The organism is Caulobacter sp. FG7, assembly GCF_057808875.1.
In genome coordinates this window covers 78,614-97,420 of the sequence record NZ_JBMDIW010000015.1, presented here as the reverse complement: position 1 = coordinate 97,420, position 18,807 = coordinate 78,614, and the positions used below count along the sequence as shown (strand labels likewise).

Below are 18,807 nucleotides of genomic sequence, written 5' to 3'. Positions count from 1 at the left end.
TGGCCTTCTGGAGGCTCGGATCAGCGCTCGGGGGGCGCCCGTGAAGATCGACGTTGTCGAGGCCCTGCGGCTCACGCCGGAGGACGGCGCCCGCTGGACCGCCCTTCAGGCGCTGCAGCCACGCCTGGATTCTCCTTTCCTGTCGCCCGAATGGGCCAAGGCGGTCGCCGTCGCCCAGCGCGAAAAGGGCGACCGCGTGAAGGTGGCCGTCATCCGCGACGAGGACGGCCAGGCCCTGGCCTTCCTGCCCGCGCGCATCAAGGCCGGCGTGGCCATGCCGGCGGGCGCGCCGATGTGCGACTATCAGGCCCTGGTGTCGGCGCCCGACGTCGCCGTCGACCCGCGGCATCTGCTGGCGGCCCTCAAGGCCCAGCGCTTGGATTTCTGCCACATGCTGGCCGACGACGAGACCCTGGCCCGCCATGGCCGCGGCCAGGCGGACTCGTGGATCGTCGACGTCTCGGCCGGCTATGACGCCTATGCCGCCGATCGCAAGACCGCCGGGGTGGGCGTGCTCAAGGACATCGACAAGAAGCGCCGCAAGGCCGAGCGCGAGGTCGGGCCCTGCCGTTACACGCCGATGTCGGACAGCCGCGCCGATTTCGACCAGTTGATCGAGTGGAAGCGCGAGCAGCTCCTGGCCACCGGCCAGACCGATCTCTTCAAGACCGACTGGGTGACCCGGCTGGTCACCGACCTGTTCGAGCGCCGCGACGGCGATTTCGGCGGCGGGCTCTACACCCTGCACCTGGGCGACGAGCTGGCGGCGGTGCACCTGCACCTGCGCGGCAAGCACACGATCCACGGCTGGCTGATAGCCCACAACGCCAAGTTCGAGCGCTATTCCCCCGGCCTGCTGCTGTTCCAGGACATATTGAAGGGCATGAACGCCGGGTCCTACCACCGGCTGGACCTGGGCACCGGGGACTATCGTTTCAAGCGCGAGCTCTCCAACGCCCGTCAGACCGTGGTGTTCGGCTTCTACGGCGCACCCTCGCCCGCCACCTTCGTGCGCTCGGCCGCCTGGGGCGTGCGCCAGGTCGCCGAGGCCCTGCCGCTGGGCCGGATGTCGGCGCTGCCGGGCAAGGCCATGCGCCGCATCGACCTGCTGCGCGGGCTGCACTGAGGCTGACCAGGCCTTCCGCGCCGGCTAAGCTGCCGGCGGGAACGGGAGGACGACCATGCGGCGGCTGCTTCTGCTGACGGTGTTGTGCGCGGTCGGCTGCGCCTCCGGCGTCTTTCCGGCAGGCGCCTCGCCCAGCGCCAGGGCGGTCGCCCGCATCGAGACCGGCATCGCAGCGATCGAGGACATTCAGGCCGTCGGGGTCGGCGACAGCGCCGGCATGGCCCGGGCGGCCCGCACCCGTGTTCGCGGCCTTCGCTGCGCTCCCGCCGAGGCGGGCCGGTTCCGCTGCACTTACCAGACGGCCCTGAGGATCGCGCCAGGCGAATGGACGCCGAGGACGCGGATCTTCGAGCGGGCGGCGCATCCTTCGCCCAGCCAGCCCCAGGCCGAAGGCTGGGTCGTGGTCGAACCGCCGGCGCGCTGAGGCCCTACCCGGCCTTGCCGGTTTCCAGATAGGCTTTCAGGCGGTCCTGCTGCTGGCCCAGCACCTGGTCGACGATCGGCGCGATCTTGTCGAGGCCGCCGCGCATGTAGCCGCCGGCGTCGTAGCTCCAGGTCACCGTGGTCTTGCCGTCCTTCTCGGCCAGGGCCCAGATCATGTGGCCGGTCGCGCCCGACAGCTGCAGGGGCCCCAGGCCCCCGAACAGGGTCAGCTGCTTGCCGGGCTGGGCGTTGACCGTGGTCATGTGCAGCACCGAGCCGCCGTTCGGCATCTTCTCGCAGAAACACGCCCCCGAGGCCGCGCCCAGCGACAGGTTGGCGGCCGAGCCCGACCAGGTGTGCTCGCTGCTCCACCACTTGGCGGGCTGCACCAGCGCGGCCCAGACCTCGGCGGCGGGCTTGGCGACGACGACCGAGCGACTGGTGGCGAAACCGTTCGGCTGGGCGTCCAGCACCTCGGCGCGGGCGGCGCCGGCGGCCAGCAGGGTCAGGGCGGCGAGAACGGGGGCGGCGAGCTTCATGGCGCGTCTCCGGGATCGATGTCCCGCGATGAAGCGCCGCCGTTGGATCGTAGACAAGCGCAAACGCCGCGCGACCGAACCTCGCCCTTCGACAGGCTCAGGGTGAGGTTCGAATACAGGCCCGACCTTGGTCCTCATCCTGAGCTTGTCGAAGGACGAGGACCCCGCACCGATCGAAAGCCGTCAGGCCTTCTCGAACACCAGCGGACCGCCCCAGAAGCTCTGGACGAGGCCGTTCTGCGGGCCGGGATGGCCGGTGGTCAGGAACGCGCGACCGCCGCCGGTTCCCGGGTCGTACTCGGGATGGCGCTCGAGGTAGCGCTCCAGGGAGTCGGCGGTCGAGGCCGGCTGGTGGATCACCGGGGTGCCGGCCGGCAGGGCGGCGCGGAAGATGTCGGCGATGATCTCGTAGTGGGTGCAGCCCAGCACGGCGCGGTCGGGATAGCGGCCGATGCGGGTCTTCAGCGCCTGGACATAGCCCTCGACGGCCTTGGCCAGCTCGACGACGCCGGCGTCGGCCTCGATCATCGGCACCAGGTCCGGGCAGGGTTGCGAGAACACCGCCAGGTCCTGCTTTCGCTTGTCGATTTCGATCTCGTAGACGCGGGAATTGGTCGTGCCCTGGGTGGAGAACACCCCCAGCACGTCCAGCTGTTCGACCTTGTCGCCGCGGCGCTCGGCCTCGTGCTCCCACGGCAGGCCGGTGGCCGCCTCGATGGTCGGCACGATGATGCCCAGGATGTTGATGGGGCGCCCCAGCTGCTTGCGGTAGCCCGGCAGCCAGGTCTGCTGCAGGCGGCGAAGGGCGATGGCCGAGGCGGTGTTGCAGGCCAGGACGACCAGGCTGGCGCCGGCCTCGAACAGCCGCTCGCAGCCGGCCCGCGTCAGGTCGACGATCTCCTCGCCGGGACGGCCGCCATAGGGGGCGTTGGCCTGGTCGGCCAGATAGACGAAGTCCGCCTGGGGCAGACGCTGCACGAGGGCGCGGTGGACGGTCAGGCCCCCCACGCCGGAGTCGAAGACGCCGATGGTCATGCAGCGAGCATTAGACCCGGTCGCGCGCGTCGTCCATGCGCCGGGGCGGCTTCGGCAAAAGGTTACGGTCCTGTCATGTGACGAGGCCGCGACCTTGGCCTAGGGTCCGGCCACACTCAACGGAGAGCCTTCCGTGCAACGTCGCACCTTCCTTCTCACGACCGCCGCGGCCGCTGCCGCGAGCGCCGCCGCGCCCGGCCTTTCCTTCGCCGCGGAGACCAACCCCTTGCTCGCTACGTGGACCGGTCCGTACGGCGGCGTCCCCGCCTTCGACAAGATGAAGATCGCCGACCTGAAGCCGGCCGTCGAAGCCGCCATGGCCAAGAACCAGGCCGAGATCGACGCGATCACCGCCAACAAGGCCGCGCCGACCTTCGCCAACACCATCGCCGCCCTGGAAGACAGCGGCCGCACGCTGAACGACGTGGTCTGCTACTACGGCATCTGGGGTTCGAACTTGAGCTCGCCGGAGTTCCAGGCCATCGAGCCTGAACTGGACGCCAAGTTCGCCGAGTTCGGCGACAAGATCACCCAGAACGCCGCGCTCTTCGCTCGCATCGAGGCCGTCTACAACAGCCCCGAGAAGGCTAAGCTGACGCCCGAGCAGCAGCGCGTCACCTGGATCTACTACACCAACTTCGTGCGCGCCGGCGCCAAGCTGGACCCCAAGGCCAAGGCCCGGGTCGCGGCCATCAACACCGAGCTCGCCGGCTACTTCACCAAGTTCAGCCAGAACCTGCTGGCCGACGAAGAGACCTATATCGAGCTGACCGACGCCGATCTGGTCGGCCTGCCGGACTCGATCAAGGGCGCGGCCGCTTCCAGCGCCGAGCAGCGCAAGCTTCCGGGCAAGCACATCATCGTCAACACGCGCTCGAGCGTGGACCCATACCTCACCAACTCGCCGGTGCGCGCCACCCGCGAGAAGGTCTGGAAGGCCTTCGTCAACCGCGGCGACAACGGCGGCGCGACCGACAACAACGCCCTGATCGCCAAGATCCTGAAGCTGCGCGTCGAGCGCGCCAAGCTGCTGGGCTACCAGACCCACGCCCACTGGCGCCTCGAGAACGCCATGGCCAAGACGCCCGACAAGGCCATGGCCCTGATGGAAGCCGTCTGGACCCCGGCCATCGAGCAGGTCGCCAAGGACGTGGCCGAGATGCAGGCCATCGTCGACAAGGAAGGCGGCGGCTTCAAGATCGAGCCGTGGGACTACCGCTTCTACGCCGAGAAGGTCCGCAAGGCGAAGTACGACCTCGATATGAACGAGGTGAAGCCGTACATGCAGCTGGAGAAGCTGCGCGAGGGCATGTTCTGGGCCGCCGGCCAGGTCTACGGCTTCGAGTTCAAGAAGGTCGAAGGCGTTCCGGTCTACCACCCGACCATGACCGTCTACGAGGTGCTGCGCGACGGCAAGCACGTGGGCCTGTGGTACTTCGACCCCTATGCCCGCCAGGGTAAGCGCTCGGGCGCCTGGATGAACGCCTACCGCAACCAGGAGCGCTTCAAGAAACCGATCGCCACGATCGTCTCCAACAACTCCAACTTCATCCAGGGCAAGCCCGGCGAGCCGGTGCTGATCTCGTGGGATGACGCCAACACCCTGTTCCACGAGTTCGGCCACGCCATCCACGGCCTGAACGCCGACACCACCTATCCGACCGTCTCGGGCACCAACGTCGCCCGCGACTATGTCGAGTTCCCCAGCCAGCTGAACGAGCACTGGCTGTCGACGCCGGAGGTGCTGAACAAGTTCTGCGTCCACTACCAGACCGGCAAGCCGATCCCGCAGGCCCTGGTCGACAAGATCAAGAAGGCCTCGACCTTCAACCAGGGCTTCGACACCACCGAGTACCTGGCCAGCGCCCTGATCGACATGAAGCTGCACCTGGCCGGCGACGTGGACATCGATCCGGATGCGTTCGAGCGCGACGAACTGGCCAAGCTGAAGATGCCCAAGGAGATCGTCATGCGGCACCGCACGCCGCAGTTCGGTCACGTGTTCTCGGGCGACGGCTATTCGGCCGGCTACTACAGCTACCTGTGGGCCGACACCCTGACCGCCGACGTCGCCGAGGCCTTCCAGGAGGCGCCGGGCGGTTTCTACGACAAGCCCACCGGCCAGCGCCTGATCAAGACCATCATGTCGCGCGGCAACTCGGTTGATCCGGCCGAGCAGTTCCGCGCCTTCCGCGGCCGCGACGTGAAGATCGGCGCCCTGATGCGCGACCGCGGCTTCCCGGTGCCCCCGGGCGCCTGATCGCCGTCTCTGATCTGAGCTGAAACGACAGCGCCCCGCCCGGTGAAGCCAGGCGGGGCGCTTTTGTCTTCGAGATCCTCCCCCTCTGGGGGAGGTGGCGCGAAGCGCCGGAGGGGGGGCGTTTTCAGCTGCCGCAATCGTCGGCCGATCTCGCAGCTACTCCCCTCTCCGTCGGCTTCGCCGACACCTCTCCCCTAGGGAGAGGATCTCGCTAGGCCGCCCGCCTCGCCGCGCTTGCGCCCGTCCCGATCTTGAACCGGCTGACCAGTCGCGCCAGCTCGGCCGCCTCGTTCGACAGCGAGTGGCTAGCGGCGGTCGATTGTTCGACCATGGCGGCGTTCTGCTGGGTGGCCTGGTCCATCTGGTTCACCGCGACGTTGACCTGGGCCAGGCCGGTGGCCTGTTCCTGGGCGCCGGCGGCGATCTCGGCGACGGTGCGGTTGATGTCCTGCACGCCGGCGGTGATGCGGCTCAGGGCCTCGCCCGTCTGGCCGACCAGGGCCACGCCCGCGTCGACCTGCTGGCCCGAGGCCCCGATCAGGCTCTTGATCTCCTTGGCGGCCTCGGCCGAACGCTGGGCCAGCGCCCGAACCTCGGAAGCCACGACGGCGAAGCCCTTGCCGGCGTCGCCGGCGCGGGCGGCCTCGACGCCGGCGTTGAGGGCCAGGAGGTTGGTCTGGAAGGCGATCTCGTCGATCACCCCGATGATGTTGCCGATCTCGCGCGAGGAAGCTTCGATCTGCGTCATCGCCGCGACGGCGCGCTCGACCACCTCGCCGCCGGCCTCGGCGTCCTTGCGGGCGGCGTCGACCGACTTGCGGGCATGGCCCGCGCCCTCGGCCGCGCGGCGGACCGTGGCGGTGATCTCGTCGAGGGCGGCGGCGGTCTCCTCCAGGCTGGCGGCCTGCTGTTCGGTGCGGCGCGACAGATCGTCGGCCGCGTGGCTGATCTCGCCCGAGCCGGCGCGGATGCCGCCGACCGCGCCGCTGATCGTCGACATGGTCTCCTGCAGCTGGCCCATGGCGGCGTTGAAGTCGCTCTGCAGCTTGCGATAGGCGGGCGGGAAGGCCTGGTCGAGGCGGGCGGTCAGGTCGCCGGCCGCCAGCTGTTCGAGGGCCTCGCCGACCTGGGCGACGACGGCCGCCTGCTCGCGGGCGCCGGCGGCGCGCTCGGCCTCGTTGGCGCCGCGTTCGGCCTCGGCCTGGCGACGATGCTCGGCGGCCTCGCCCTCGACGCGCAGCTTCTCGATGGCCGCGTCCTTGAAGCTCGACACGGCCTGGGCCATCGCCCCGATCTCGTCGCGGCGGCCCAGGGCCGGCACGGCCACGGCGTTGTCGCCGCCGGCCAGGCGGCGCATGGCGGTGGTCATGGCGTCGACCGGCGTGGCGATGCTGCGCGCCAGCAGCCAGCCCATCAGCACGGCGATGGCCACGGCGGCCGCGCCGCCGAGCGCGAGCGCCAGGGTCGCAGCAGTGAAGGCCTTGTCCTGGGCTCGGATCCGGGCGGCCAGTTCGGCGCTCTCGGCCTCGTCGATCGTCTTCAGCGCCTTGCGCACATTGGTCAGGCGGCCGCTCTTGCCGATGTCGAGGCGGGCGGCGTCCAACTGGGCCGGGTCCTGGGCGGCGGCGATCTGGGCGCGGGTCTCGGTGCGGAACACGCCCACGGCCTGGTCGAGCAGGGCCAGGCGCGCCTTCTGGTCTTCCTGCTCGGCGCCGGCGCCGAGGGTCTGGTGCGCCTCGTCGTACCTGGCCTGGAAGTCCTCGTACTTCTTCACAAAGGAGGGATCGAGGCTGGCCACGAAGCCGCGGGCGGCGTTCTGCTGCTCGACCAGTTCGGCCGAGGCCTTCTCGACCGTGGCCCGGTAGGCGTAGCTCTCGGCGTTCAGGGCGGTGACGCGCTGGATCGACGACAGGCCGTTCCAGGCCAGGAGGCCGGCGCCGGCCACGGCCGCCACCAGGACGGCGAAAGCGACCACCAGCTTGTGCGCCACCTTGAGGTTGCTGAGCATATCGAGAACTTCCCAGGATAGAATTGGGAATAGTTTCGCTCGATAGAATTAATGGATGTTATTCATGACTGAGAATGACGGGAGTTCGGCGTCATTCTCGATTGTTGTAGCCTGCGAAAACGCTGCTCTGGAAAGAAACGACGTGAGCATGCGTCATCTCGCCGCAGAGATCGACTCGCTAGGCAAACATAACGGTATTGATCCGCATACGGATTACTTGCGGATGCATTTGGATCGAAATCGCCATTTCGGGGAGGTTTCGATCTATACCCGTATGGCGGGAATCGTGAGATAAACAACGGCGCACGGTCGCAACCGGGGGACGGGGCCGCGCGTATTGCTAGCATGGTCGAGTTCTCGGCCGAGCCAGGACGCCCCCGATGGAAGCTCCCCGTCCCCTGCCCCTGATCGGTCCCATGCTGTGGCTGGCGGCGGCCGCCTTCACGGCCGGCTTCGGCGGCTACCTGCTGGTGGGTCTGGGGGCGCGGTAGAGAACCGACGCCCCCGTTTATCTCAGCGCCCGCCGGTCGAGCCGAAGCCGCCGGCGCCGCGGTCGGTGTCGTCCAGGGCGGCCACCAGGTTCCAGGCGGCCTGCACCACTGGCGCGATCACCAGCTGGGCGATGCGGTCGCCCCGGCGGATGACGAAGTCCTCGGCGCCCAGATTGGCCAGGATCACCTTCACCTCGCCGCGATAGTCGCTGTCGATGGTGCCGGGCGAGTTCAGGCAGGTGATCCCCGCCTTGGCCGCCAGGCCCGAGCGCGGCCGCACCTGGGCCTCGAAGCCCTGCGGCACGGCGAACGCGAGACCAGTGGGCACCATGAACCGGGCGCCCGGCTTCAGGGTCAGGGGCGCGTCCTCCTCGACGGCGGCGCGCAGGTCCATGCCGGCGGCGCCGACCGTCTCGTAGGCGGGCAGCGGCAGGCCATAGGCGTGGGCGAGCTGGACGACGGGAATGTGGGGCGTGGTGGTCATAGGGCTTCCGCGATGCGTTGGGCGATGGCCTGGGCGACGGCGTCCTTGGACGCGCGCTCCCAGCGTTCAGTGTGGTCCTTGGCGATCAGCAGGACCGCGTTCTCGGTTCCGCCCATGACGCCCGGCTCGGTGACGTCGTTGGCGATGATCCAGTCGCAGCCCTTGCGCGCCAGCTTGGCGCGGGCATGGGCCTCGACGTCGTCGGTCTCGGCCGCGAAGCCGACCACCAGCTTCGGGCGATCGGGGCCGGTGGCGGCCAGGGTCGCCAGGATGTCGGGGTTCTCGACGAAGGTCAGGGCCGGCGGGCCGCCCTTGTCCTTCTTCAGCTTGGAGCCGAACACCTCGTCCACGCGCCAGTCGGCGACGGCGGCGACGAACACGCCGACATCGGCCGGCAGGGCGGCCTCGCAGGCGGCCAGCATCTGGCGGGCGCTCTCGACGTCGACGCGGGTCACGCCCGGCGGGGTGGCCAGGGCCACGGGGCCGCTGACCAGGGTGACGCGCGCGCCCAGGCGGGCCAGGGCCTCGGCTATGGCGTAGCCCTGGCGGCCGCTGGAGCGGTTGGTGATCCCGCGCACCGGATCGATCGCCTCGAACGTCGGACCGGCCGTGACCAGGGCGTGCTTGCCGGCCAGCGGGCGGGCGGCGGGGCCGCGCAGCATGGCGACGATCGCCTCGAAGATCTCCGGCGGCTCGGCCAGGCGCCCGGGCCCGAACTCGCCGCAGGCCATGGCCCCTTCGTCCGGCCCGACGAACGCGACGCCGTCGGCCTTCAGGGTCGCCACGTTGCGCTGCACGGCCGGGTGCAGCCACATCCGTACGTTCATGGCCGGGGCCATCAGCACCGGCTTGTCGGTGGCCAGAAGCGTGGTCGAGGCCAGATCGCCGGCCAGGCCATTGGCGGCCTTGGCGATCAGGTCCGCGGTGGCGGGGGCGACCACCACCAGGTCGGCCGAGCGCGACAGCTGGATGTGGCCCATCTCGGCCTCGTCGGTCAGCGAGAACAGGTCGTCATAGACCTTGTCCTCGCTGAGGGCCGCCAGCGACAGCGGGGTGACGAATTCGGCGCCGGCCTTGGTCAGGATCGGCCGCACGCCGATCCCGGCCTTGCGCAGCAGGCGGGTCAGCTCCAGGGCCTTGTAGGCCGCCACGCCGCCGCCGACGATCAGGAGCACGCGCTTGCCGCCCGGGATGTCGCTCACCTTGAAGGCCTCTCGTCCGCCGGTTCCCCTCCGCGCATAGAGCGCCTCGCGCCCGCAGGCAATCGCGAGGCGCATCGGAGCGCGGAAAGCTTAACGGTGGGACTCGACTCGCGTTCTTTTTTCGTTCACTAATCGTTAAGGTGGTAAATGACGGGATGTAGCGATCATGACGGGAGCGTGGCGTTTCGGACTTCTGGCCCTGCCGGCCTTGCTGCTGGCGGCCTGCGACGGCGGGGCCTCGGCGGTGAAGGCGCCCAAGGGCGGCCAGGTCGCGTCGAGCGAGGGAACCAGCAGCAGCGGCGGCGGCGCGCCGGTTCGGGCGGAGGTCGCCGACGCCTCGGCGAGCGCGCGACAGGCGGCGGATCCCCGCGATGCGCCGGTACGTCTGATCGCCGGCCGGCCGATGTGGGCCGCCAACCGTACCCGCAGCGCCGAGGAGAACGCCCAGCGCGGCTTCGAGCGGTTCGGCGAGGCCTTCGGGGCCCGCGACGTTGACGACTATGTGCGCAAGACCCACGCCTTCGTGGCCAGGCCGCCGGCCGGGGTCCAGACCCTGAAGCGGTCGAACGGCGACACCCTGATCTACGACCCGGCTGGCAACGTCTTCGCCGTGGTCACCCGGGCAGGGGCGCCGCGCACCATGTTCAAGCCTGACGACGGTGCCGACTACTGGCGTCGCCAGAAGGAAGGGGCGGCCCGCCGCACGGCTGCGTCCGAACGGCGCGGCCAGGACGGCGCCGGCTGACCAGGACCAGGATGGGGGGCGAAGGCATGAAGGAACAGCCGATCCCGGATGCGGCGATCCGCGATCCGGCGGCCACCGAACTGGCGCGGATCTGGGTGGCCGAGCACGGCCTGCACTGCGCCTTGCGCATCGGGGTCTATGACGACACGCCGATCGACGAGGCGCGGGCCTGGGGGATGATGCTGGCCGACCTGCTACGCCATCTCGGGCGGGGCCTGTCGGACTATTATCACCGGGATCCGGTCGAGGTGGTCGACGTCCTGCTGGAGGCGATGCGCGACGAGCTGGCCAGCCCCAGCTCGCCGATCAGCGGCGGCCTGAAGCGGTCGCGCGACGACGAGTCCGAGGTCGGCCAGGCCAAGGCGCACTGAACGAAAACAGCAGCTGGCGTCGCGGGTCACCGTGCGCCGTGTCACAGTCGCGCGAGAGACGCGCGGCTAGGGCGAAGGTTCGACCGTGCCGGCGGTCGGATGGCCGGATGCGACCTGGAGCAAGGCTCCGGCGCGTCCGGACGCCTGGCGCGGCGCCGGCCCGGACGGCCGGAGACGTGAGGGGGGAAAGAGCGTGATCGAGCGACGGAAGCTGCTGGGCCTGCTGGGCGCCGCGGGAACGACCACTCTGGCGGCCGCCGTTGCACGCGGGGCCTGGGCGGACGCCGCACGAACCGCACCTGCGACCTTTCCGAAGCCGGATCGCGAGGTGCGCCTGCCGGTTCCCGGCGGGCGGGTCTATGTGCGGATCAACGGCGATATCGACGCGGCCCTGGCGGGCGCTGCGCCGCCGCCGATCGTCATGGTCCACGGCGGGCCGGGGGGGACGCATTCCGGGTTCCTCGACGCCCTGGCGCTGGCGGACGAACGGGCGGTGATCCTCTACGACCAGCTCGACAGCGGTCTCTCCGATCATCCGATGGATCCGGCCAACTGGACCGTGGGCCGCTTCGTCGACGAACTGGAGGCCGTGCGCGAGGGCTTGAAGATCCCGCGCTGGCACGTGCTGGGCCACAGCTGGGGCGGCACGGTGGCCCTGGAATACGGCGCGCGCCGCCCGCCGGCCCTGGCCAGCCTGGTGCTGGCCAGCCCGCTGGTGTCGACCCGCAGCTGGATCGCCGACGCCAACCTGCTGCGCGGCGACCTGCCCGCCGCCGTGCAGGCGCAACTGACCCGCTGCGAAGGATCTCCGCCCTCGCCGTCGGACAAGGCCTTCTCGGCGGCCTGCGATGCGGCGACCGACGCCTTCTACGGCGCCTTCCTGACCCGGGAGCCGCCCTCGCCGGCGCACCGCGCCTACCGGCCGCCAGGCGACCGGGGCTTCAATCCAGTGCTCTACAAGACCATGTGGGGCGCAACCGAGTTCTCGGCCACCGGCACGCTGAAGGCCTATGACGGCGAGCCCCTGCTCGACCGCCTGGACGGGTCGCGCACCCTGTTCATGGTCGGCCAGTACGACGAGGCCCGTCCGGCGACGACCATCGCCTTCTCGCGACGGGCCAGGGGATCTGAACTGGCCGTCGTGCCCGGCGCCGGCCACGCCACCTTCACCGACCGGCCCGAAGAGACCGTGGCCGTGCTGCGCCAGTGGCTGCGGCGCATGGGCGGGCGGGGCTGACGCGGCGCGATGATTTCCAAGGTGAGGGCTGTGGCCGAGAACGAGACGATCTGGGTGCGGGCCCGCATCCGGCTGCTGACGGAACAGGAGGGCGGCCGAAGCCGATCCGTGCTCGGCGGCCATAGCTACCGCCCCAACCATGATTTCTTCCTGCGGACCGAGGAGATGTGCATGGGCTTCATCGAACTGCCGGCCGGACAGGACCTAGCGCCCGGCAAGAGCATAGAGATCGTGCTGGACCTGTTGGTCTGGCCCAAGCTGCGGCCGCTCATTCATCCCGGCCGGGTCTGGCGGATCCGGGAAGGCGCCAAGGTGGTCGGTTGGGGCGACATCCTTGAGGTCCTGGCCTGACGACCGGTCGCGGCGTGCGGCCCTCGACGGGGTCCGCGCGTCGCCGCGGGACGGGTGCGAAGCCGGCTAGGCGACCCTACCGCCGCTTCTTGCGCGCCCCGGTCGCGGCGGCCTTCTTGCGGGCGCCCGGCTTGACCGCCTTGCCCTTGCCGGCCTTGCCCGAGCGGGCGGTCGCCTTGCCTTTGCCGCCGCCCTTCTTGGCGGCGGCGGCGCACTTGGCCTTGGCGGCCTTCAGGGCCTTGCCTTTCTTGCCCTTGGTCGCGCAGGGCGCGGCGCGGGCCGGAGCGGCCGAGGCCGTGCGCGTGGCGGTCGGGGCGGCGCGGGGCGGCCAGATCACCGGTCCGCGCGCGGCGACGGCGTAGCCGGCCGGCAGGACCGGTGCGCCGGTGCGCTCGATGGCGACCGTGGTCGGGGCCGCGCCGTCCTGGGTCAGGCGACCGCTCCAGGATCCGTCGGGGCCGACGTTCAGCGCCAGGGTCGAGCCGACGCCCGCCCGGGGCATGAACCGCACGGCCGCGCCGCCGTCATAGGTGCGCTCGATGCTGTCGATCAGGCCGGTGGAGCCGACGGCGCCGGGGCGGCGCAGGTCGCGCCAGGCGCCCTCGACCGGGCCGTAGCCGCCGGCCGGGTCGGCGATCTGCAGCGAATAGAGGGCCACGCCGTCGGCGCTGCGCAGGATCCAGCCGCCGTCCAGCGGGCCCTGCAGGCCCTGGGCCGCGGCGATCGAGCCCTTCACCCGCAGCTCATAGGCTTGCTCGACGCTCATCGCGCCGCCGGCCGCGGCCGGGGCGGCGGGTTCGGGCGTGGGGATCGGCAGGATGGTCGGCTTGTGACGCGGGGCCGGCGCGGCCGGCGCCTCGTCTTCTTCGTCGGTGGTCTGCGGGCCGCTGGCGGCGATCAGGTCGGCCAGGGGATCGGCGGCGGCGGGCGCGGGGCTTGGCGCGGTCGCCGCCTGTCCGCTCGCCGGCGGGGCGTCCACCAGCGGGACCGCCGCCTGCGCCGGGGTCGGCGGGTTGGTCGTCACCACCTCGGAAGCGGGCGCCTGGGCCAGGGCGGCGGCCGGAAACGACAGCAAGGCGGACAGGGAAACGGCGAGAAGGCGACGCATGGGGGTCCTTATCAGCCCGCCGACTTCGCGGCGATGGCCTCGGAAACGGCGACCAGCCGCTGGGCCTGAACCAGATGCAGCCGCTCGGCCATCCTGCCCTCGACGCGCAGCGCGCCCTTGCCGGCGTTTTCGGGCGCGGCGAAGGCGGCGATCACCGCCTGGCTCCAGGCGATCTCGTCGTCTGACGGCGAGAACACCCGGTTGCAGATGTCCAGGTGCTTGGGGTGGATCAGGGTCTTGCCGTCGAAGCCGAAGTCGACGGCCTGGCCGCAGACGGCCTCCAGGGCGGCCAGATCCTCGATGTCGTTGTGCACGCCGTCGAGGATCGACAGGCCGTGTCCGCGCGCGGCGGCGACCGCCAGCGACAGGATCGGCAGGAAGGCTTCGCGGCCGGCGGTCTGCCGGGCCCGCATCTCCTTGGCCAGGTCGTTGACCCCCATCACCCAGGCCGAGAGGCGGGTGGTCTTCGCCGCCTCGCCGATCTCCCACAGGTGGAAGGCGGCCTTGGCGGTCTCGATCATGGTCCACAGCCGGGTGTGGATCGGGGCGGCGTGCAGGGCCGCGTCATAGGCATGGACGTCGGCGGCGTCATTGACCTTGGGCACAAGCACCGCGTCGGGGCCGGCCTCGGCGGCGGCCTTCAGGTCGTCTGCCCCCCAGGGCGTGTCGAGCCCATTGGTGCGGATGACGATCTCGCGCGGGCCGAAGCCGCCGGCCTTCACGGCTGCGATGGCGGCCTCGCGAGCGGCCAGCTTCATCTCCGGCGCCACGGCGTCCTCAAGGTCGAGGATGACCACGTCGGCGTCGAGCGTGCGGGCCTTCTCCACGGCCTTGGCGTTGGAGGCGGGCATATAGAGGGCGCTGCGGCGCGGCCGGGCGAGGTCGGTCATGGCGGGGATCATCCTGACGGGACGGCTACTGTAAAGCATTCGCCGCGTTGGACGGAAAGCGTCGATCTCGCAACGGGCGAAGCCATGGCGGGAAAGGGGGAAACGGGGTTAAGCTCGCGCCATGACCACGCAACCGGCTCCCACGCGCTACGACGAAACGGCCCGCAACGTGCTGGGCGGGGAACTGATCCCCTGCTCGCTCGACCCGGTGACCGGCTTCTACCGCAACGGCTGCTGCGAAACGGGGCCGCACGATCTTGGCCTGCACACGGTCTGCGCCGTGATGACCGAGGAGTTCCTGGCCTTCTCCAAGACCACCGGCAACGACCTGTCGACGCCGCGCCCGGAGTTCGCCTTCCGGGGGCTCAAGCCGGGCGACCGATGGTGCCTGTGCGCGGGCCGCTGGCGCGAGGCGCTGGACGCCGGCATGGCCCCGCAGGTCATCCTCGAGGCCACCCACGAGGAGACCCTGGCCATCGTGTCGCTGGGCGTGCTGAAGGACCACGCGGCGGTCTGATCCGCGCAAGGCCGGAAGGATCCCGGATGGTCGGTTACGAACGCAGGCTGCTGGTGCTGGTGGGGGCGATCGCCCTGGCCTTCCTGCCGCTGCTGGCCGCCTCGCTGTTCTTCCTGGCCCGCTTCTCGAGCGCCCAGGATCGGCTGGACGCGGTCTATACCCGCACCGTGATCCTCGCCCACGACCTGCGCGGCGAGAAGATGCGCCAGAATTCGCTGGTGCCGGTCATCGTCATCAATGGCGACAAGGCGCTGCTGGTCGAGCTGGAGCGCTCCAACCGGCGTTTCGACGCCATCGTCGGCGACCTGAAGGCGCTGGCCCGCGACGACGAGACGCGCGCGGCGCTGGAACAGGTTTCCACCCTGCAGCGCCAACTGCTGGCTTTGCAGAGGGCGGGCGTCGCCCAGCGCCTCGACGGGGGCACGATGAGCGGCGCAAACGCCTTCTTCCAGAACAACGCCGGCCCGCTGACCAGCAGCATCGACGCGGCGATCGACCGTTTCACCGAGCGCTCGGCGGCGCGCTATCAGGCCGAGCGGACCCATAACCAGGCCGTGGTGCGCGGCGTGTTCGGGGTGCTGGTGCTGGCCTCGCTCTGCGCCTTCGTGTTCTGCGCGTTCCTTGGCCGACTGCTGCTGCGGCTGGTCGAGCAGAAGCGCGGCTACGACCAGGTCGCCGCGCGACTGGCCGAGCGGGAGAAGGCGATCTCTCTGGCCCGCAAGGAGGCGGTCGAGGTGGTGGCCCACGACCTCAACAACCCCATCACCACCATACTGTTCGCCAGCGAGAACCTCCTGGCCCAGCCTGGCGTCGAGCAGCAGCCCAAGGTGCGCTCGGGCGTCGAGGCTATCCTGCTGGCCACCGAGACCATGCGGCGGCTGATCCGCAACATCCTCGACCATTCCAAGATCGAGGCCGGCGGCCTGGTGCTGGCCAAGGAGAGCGTCGACCTGCGCCGTCTGCTGGCCGACATCGCCGACCAGTTCGCCCTGTCGGCGGCCCGCAAGGGTCTGGACTTCGCCTACACGCCCGACGCAGGCGAGCCGCTGCTCGATGCCGACGAGGGGCGCATCGGCCAGGTGGTGGCCAACCTTCTGTCCAACGCCATCAAGTTCACCGAGCCGGGCGGGACCGTGTCGCTGTCCAGCCGCGTCGCAGACGGGGCCGTTGTGGTCGAGGTGCGCGACACCGGCTGGGGCATGAGCCCCGAGCAGGCGGCCCGGGTGTTCGAGCGCCACTGGCAGGGCGAGGTCGCCGCCGCCCACGGCAACGGCCTTGGCCTGGCGATCAGCAAGGCCATCGTCGAGGCCCATGGCGGGCGTCTGGGCGTCGACAGCCGTCCGGGCGAAGGCTCGGCCTTCAGCGTGGTGCTGCCGCTGGCGGCGTGAGGTCAGCGCGCGGTTTTCAGCGTCAGGGCATGGTCTGAGGGGCCGCCGATCCGGACCTCGCCGGCCATGCCGGCGGCCGGTCCGCCCTCGCTCTTCACGTGCGAGCCGACGTAGCGGGCCACAAGCCCGTCCGCCTCGCAGGCGAGGCTGGTGAATTCGAGATGCAGCACCTCGCGGTCCGGCCAGCGGCGGGCGACCTCGTCGTCGACCAGCCGGGCGACGTCGAGAACGCGGTCGGCGCGCGTGAACAGGACCTGGGCCTGATCCTGCACCACGCCCCTCGCCTGGAACCAGATCCGGTCGCCGCAGGTCTCGGACCGCCAGCCGTGGCAGACGCCGTCCATGAGCATGGCGGGATGATCGAGCGACCGTCCGGCGCGGATTTCCGCGCAGCTTCCGTCGATCTCCTGCTCGATGCGGACGTTGGTCCAGGCGTCGAGCGGCTCCGAAGCCTGGGCGGAGGCGACGGCCAGGGCCAGAAGCAGGGCGGCGGAGGCGGGCATGATCGAAGGGTGCGCCGCGATCGCCCGGTCGGCAACGCGGCTCGCGCTCCTATCCGATTTCGTCGTGCAGCCAGGTGCGGAAGGCGGCCATGGCCGCGCCGTCAGGGCGCGAATGCAGCCGTGTCAGCCAGTAGCGGCCGGTGACCACCTCGGCGGCGAAGGGGCGGACCAGGCGCTCGGCCGCCAGCTCGGGCGCGAACAGGGCGGCGGGGGCCAGGGCTACGCCCTGGCCGGCGACCGCGGCGGCGACCATCAGCACCGAGTTGTCGAACATCGGCCCGCGCAGCGGCGGGGTTTCGGCCCCGGCGGCGGCGAACCAGCGCGGCCACTCGTCGGCGCGATAGGACCGTAGCAGGGTCTCGCGCGCCAGGTCGCCGGCGCCCGACAGCCGTTGCGCGATGGCGGGGGCGCACAGGGCCGTCAGCGGCGCGGTCAGGATCGGTTCGGCATGGACGCCGTGCCAGGCCCCGTCTCCAAAGCGGATGGCCAGGTCCAGTCCCTCTCCGGCCAGGTCGACGCGGTTGTTGTTGGTCATCACCCGCAGGTCGACCTGAGGGCAGGCGCGGCGGAAGGCGTCGAGGCGCGGCAGCAGCCAGCCTGTGGCGAACGAGCCCACTACGCCCAGGGTCAGCACCTCGCGCAGGCGTCCGTCGCTGTAGCGGTCCAGCGTCGCGCCGATGCGGTCGAAGGCGTCGACCAGCACCGGGACCAGGGCCTGGCCTTCGTCGGTCAGGGCCAGGCCGCGCGGCAGGCGACGAAAGAGGGAGACGCCCAGGCGGGCTTCCAGCTGCGCCACCTGGTGGCTGACGGCGCCCTGGCTGACACATAGCTCGACGGCGGCGCGGGTGAAGTTCAGGTGCCGGGCGGCGGCCTCGAAGGCGCGCAGGGCGTTGAGGGGAAGTTGGGCGCGATCCATGCCCAGGCATGAACCAGCCTAATGGCTCCGTCCAGATATGATGCTTTGTCGTCGACGCTTCCGATCGGCAGGTTCGCCGCGCCAAACGAAGGGGAGAGCGGCATGAAAGCCAAGTGGATCGCGGGTATGGGCATCGCCGGAGCGCTCATGGCGGCGAGCGGGCCGGCGGCGGCGCATGATCCCCTGCTGGCCCCGATCGAGCCGGCCTACGCGGCTCGCTGGCTGGGGAGCGAGGCGCCGATCAAGGTCTACGGCAATAGCTACGTTGTGGGCTTCTCGGGGCTCAGTATCGGCTTGATCAGGACCAGCCAGGGCCTGATCCTGGTCGACGCCGCCCTGCCCCAGGCCGTGCCGGCCATCGAGGCCAACATCAGGGCGCTGGGCTTCAAGGTCACCGACATCAAGCTGATCCTCAGCACCGAGCCGCACTACGATCACGCCGGCGGCCTCGCCGCCCTGGCCCGCGCCAGCGGCGCGACTGTGGTGGCCAGCGCCTCGGCGGCGCAGGCCCTGCGGCGGGGCCGGCCGGGCCTTGAGGATCCCCAACTGGCCGACCTTGTCCCTTTTCCGGCGGTGACGAAGCTGCGGGTGGTCAAGGACGGCGAGGTCATCCGGCTGGGCGACGTGGCCGTCACCGCCCGCGCCACGCCGGGCCACACGGCCGGCAGCATGAGCTGGACCTGGACGTCGTGCGAGCGGCGCGACTGCAAGGCGGTGGTGTTCGGCTCCAGCCTCAATCCGGTGTCGTCCGACGGCTACCGGTTCTCCGACCCCAAGAACGCGGGCGTCGTGGCGAGTTTTCGTCGCAGCTTCGACGCGATGCGCGGCCTGAAGTGCGACGTGCTGATCAGCGCGCACCCCGACCAGTCGGGCGGTGACGAGCGGCTGGCGCGCGCGCGCCGCGCCGAAAAGCCCAACCCCTTCGTCGATCCCGGCGCCTGTCGCGCCTATGCCGACCGCTACGCCGCCCGTCTGGACGCGCGCCTGGCCAAGGAGCGGGCGGGCAAGTAGCGGACCAGGGGCGCTCTGTTCCACTGTGCTGTGAGCACGGCTTCAGTTTAGAGATCTCAAAGATCGTCATCCCGGCCGTAGCGAAGCGGAGAGCCGGGACCCAGGGGCGACCACACTGCTCCGGCCCCTGGGTCCCGGGTCTGCGGCGCTTGCGCGCCTTCGCCCGGGATGACGACTTTGGTGGCAGCGCATCGAAAGTGCG

General features: G+C 70.7%; 20 protein-coding genes and 1 pseudogene. 12 read left to right on the top strand and 9 right to left on the bottom strand.

The genetic code is table 11. The annotated features are described in order from the left end of the window. Positions 1-40: 40 nt before the first annotated feature. The gene (locus tag ACODR1_RS14120) at positions 41-1,126 is read left to right on the top strand and encodes a GNAT family N-acetyltransferase (protein WP_488881006.1); all 1,086 of its coding nucleotides are present in this window, start codon (positions 41-43) and stop codon (positions 1,124-1,126) included. Between the two features lie 55 nt (positions 1,127-1,181). Beyond that, positions 1,182-1,550 carry a hypothetical protein gene (locus ACODR1_RS14115; protein WP_488881005.1) on the top strand — a complete coding sequence of 123 codons (369 nt, stop codon included), beginning with the start codon at positions 1,182-1,184 and terminating at the stop codon, positions 1,548-1,550. A gap of 4 nt (positions 1,551-1,554) precedes the next feature. On the opposite strand, the gene ACODR1_RS14110 is transcribed toward ACODR1_RS14115, so the two are convergent. Together ACODR1_RS14110 and ACODR1_RS14105 are read right to left on the bottom strand one after the other, a co-directional pair. Then, complete coding sequence (locus ACODR1_RS14110; RefSeq protein ID WP_488881004.1) at positions 1,555-2,088, bottom strand: SRPBCC family protein; 534 nt, start codon at positions 2,086-2,088, stop codon at positions 1,555-1,557. A 183-nt stretch (positions 2,089-2,271) separates the two neighbouring features. Further along, positions 2,272-3,123 carry a glutamate racemase gene (locus tag ACODR1_RS14105; protein WP_488881003.1) on the bottom strand — a complete coding sequence of 284 codons (852 nt, stop codon included), beginning with the start codon at positions 3,121-3,123 and terminating at the stop codon, positions 2,272-2,274. A gap of 133 nt (positions 3,124-3,256) precedes the next feature. Between ACODR1_RS14105 and ACODR1_RS14100 the strand changes: the two genes are divergently transcribed. Next, positions 3,257-5,383 carry a M3 family metallopeptidase gene (locus ACODR1_RS14100; protein ID WP_488881002.1) on the top strand — a complete coding sequence of 709 codons (2,127 nt, stop codon included), beginning with the start codon at positions 3,257-3,259 and terminating at the stop codon, positions 5,381-5,383. 211 nt (positions 5,384-5,594) lie between these two features. Here the strand turns inward: ACODR1_RS14100 and ACODR1_RS14095 are convergent, their stop codons facing one another. Beyond that, positions 5,595-7,391, bottom strand: a complete 1,797-nt coding sequence (locus tag ACODR1_RS14095) for a methyl-accepting chemotaxis protein (protein WP_488881001.1) — start codon at positions 7,389-7,391, stop codon at positions 5,595-5,597. A 380-nt stretch (positions 7,392-7,771) separates the two neighbouring features. On the opposite strand from ACODR1_RS14095, the gene ACODR1_RS14090 reads away from it, so the two are divergent. Further along, entirely contained in the window at positions 7,772-7,882 is a 111-nt protein-coding gene (locus ACODR1_RS14090; protein WP_240621626.1) for a hypothetical protein, read from the top strand. A gap of 22 nt (positions 7,883-7,904) precedes the next feature. Here the strand turns inward: ACODR1_RS14090 and dut are convergent, their stop codons facing one another. Both dut and coaBC read right to left on the bottom strand, forming a co-directional pair. Next, entirely contained in the window at positions 7,905-8,366 is a 462-nt protein-coding gene (gene dut / locus ACODR1_RS14085; protein WP_488881000.1) for a dUTP diphosphatase, read from the bottom strand. After that, a complete protein-coding gene (gene coaBC, locus ACODR1_RS14080) occupies positions 8,363-9,559 on the bottom strand; it encodes a bifunctional phosphopantothenoylcysteine decarboxylase/phosphopantothenate--cysteine ligase CoaBC (protein ID WP_488881044.1) in 1,197 nt (398 codons plus the stop codon). Before coaBC ends, dut begins: the two co-directional genes overlap by 4 nt. Before the next feature lie 175 nt (positions 9,560-9,734). Between coaBC and ACODR1_RS14075 the strand changes: the two genes are divergently transcribed. The 4 genes from ACODR1_RS14075 to ACODR1_RS14060 all read left to right on the top strand — a co-directional run bounded on the left by ACODR1_RS14075 (position 9,735) and on the right by ACODR1_RS14060 (position 12,272). Then, on the top strand, positions 9,735-10,313 hold the full coding sequence (locus tag ACODR1_RS14075; protein ID WP_488880999.1) for a hypothetical protein: 579 nt from the start codon (positions 9,735-9,737) through the stop codon (positions 10,311-10,313). Positions 10,314-10,339: 26 nt separating this feature from the next. Further along, positions 10,340-10,684 (top strand): DUF5076 domain-containing protein, encoded by a 345-nt coding sequence (locus ACODR1_RS14070; protein WP_488880998.1) that lies wholly within the window; start codon positions 10,340-10,342, stop codon positions 10,682-10,684. A gap of 193 nt (positions 10,685-10,877) precedes the next feature. Then, positions 10,878-11,921, top strand: a complete 1,044-nt coding sequence (locus ACODR1_RS14065) for a proline iminopeptidase-family hydrolase (protein ID WP_488880997.1) — start codon at positions 10,878-10,880, stop codon at positions 11,919-11,921. Positions 11,922-11,930: 9 nt separating this feature from the next. Then, on the top strand, positions 11,931-12,272 hold the full coding sequence (locus tag ACODR1_RS14060; RefSeq protein ID WP_488880996.1) for a hypothetical protein: 342 nt from the start codon (positions 11,931-11,933) through the stop codon (positions 12,270-12,272). A gap of 76 nt (positions 12,273-12,348) precedes the next feature. Here the strand turns inward: ACODR1_RS14060 and ACODR1_RS14055 are convergent, their stop codons facing one another. Together ACODR1_RS14055 and ACODR1_RS14050 are read right to left on the bottom strand one after the other, a co-directional pair. Beyond that, on the bottom strand, positions 12,349-13,380 hold the full coding sequence (locus tag ACODR1_RS14055) for a hypothetical protein (RefSeq protein WP_488880995.1): 1,032 nt from the start codon (positions 13,378-13,380) through the stop codon (positions 12,349-12,351). 11 nt (positions 13,381-13,391) lie between these two features. Beyond that, on the bottom strand, positions 13,392-14,270 hold the full coding sequence (locus tag ACODR1_RS14050) for an HpcH/HpaI aldolase/citrate lyase family protein (RefSeq protein WP_488880994.1): 879 nt from the start codon (positions 14,268-14,270) through the stop codon (positions 13,392-13,394). A 121-nt stretch (positions 14,271-14,391) separates the two neighbouring features. On the opposite strand from ACODR1_RS14050, the gene ACODR1_RS14045 reads away from it, so the two are divergent. Then, positions 14,392-14,787, top strand: coding sequence for a DUF2237 family protein (locus ACODR1_RS14045; protein WP_488880993.1), 396 nt, complete (start codon positions 14,392-14,394; stop codon positions 14,785-14,787). A gap of 26 nt (positions 14,788-14,813) precedes the next feature. Continuing rightward, entirely contained in the window at positions 14,814-16,175 is a 1,362-nt protein-coding gene (locus ACODR1_RS14040) for a sensor histidine kinase (protein ID WP_488880992.1), read from the top strand. Positions 16,176-16,177: 2 nt separating this feature from the next. Here ACODR1_RS14040 and ACODR1_RS14035 read toward each other — a convergent pair whose 3' ends face one another. Further along, complete coding sequence (locus ACODR1_RS14035; protein WP_488880991.1) at positions 16,178-16,678, bottom strand: hypothetical protein; 501 nt, start codon at positions 16,676-16,678, stop codon at positions 16,178-16,180. 49 nt (positions 16,679-16,727) lie between these two features. Next, on the bottom strand, positions 16,728-17,594 hold the full coding sequence (locus ACODR1_RS14030) for a LysR family transcriptional regulator (RefSeq protein ID WP_488880990.1): 867 nt from the start codon (positions 17,592-17,594) through the stop codon (positions 16,728-16,730). A gap of 102 nt (positions 17,595-17,696) precedes the next feature. On the opposite strand from ACODR1_RS14030, the gene bla reads away from it, so the two are divergent. After that, positions 17,697-18,605, top strand: coding sequence for a subclass B3 metallo-beta-lactamase (bla, locus tag ACODR1_RS14025; RefSeq protein ID WP_488880989.1), 909 nt, complete (start codon positions 17,697-17,699; stop codon positions 18,603-18,605). A gap of 67 nt (positions 18,606-18,672) precedes the next feature. Further along, a pseudogene (locus ACODR1_RS14020) lies at positions 18,673-18,777 on the top strand (hypothetical protein); the annotation flags it as partial. Positions 18,778-18,807 lie beyond the last annotated feature (30 nt).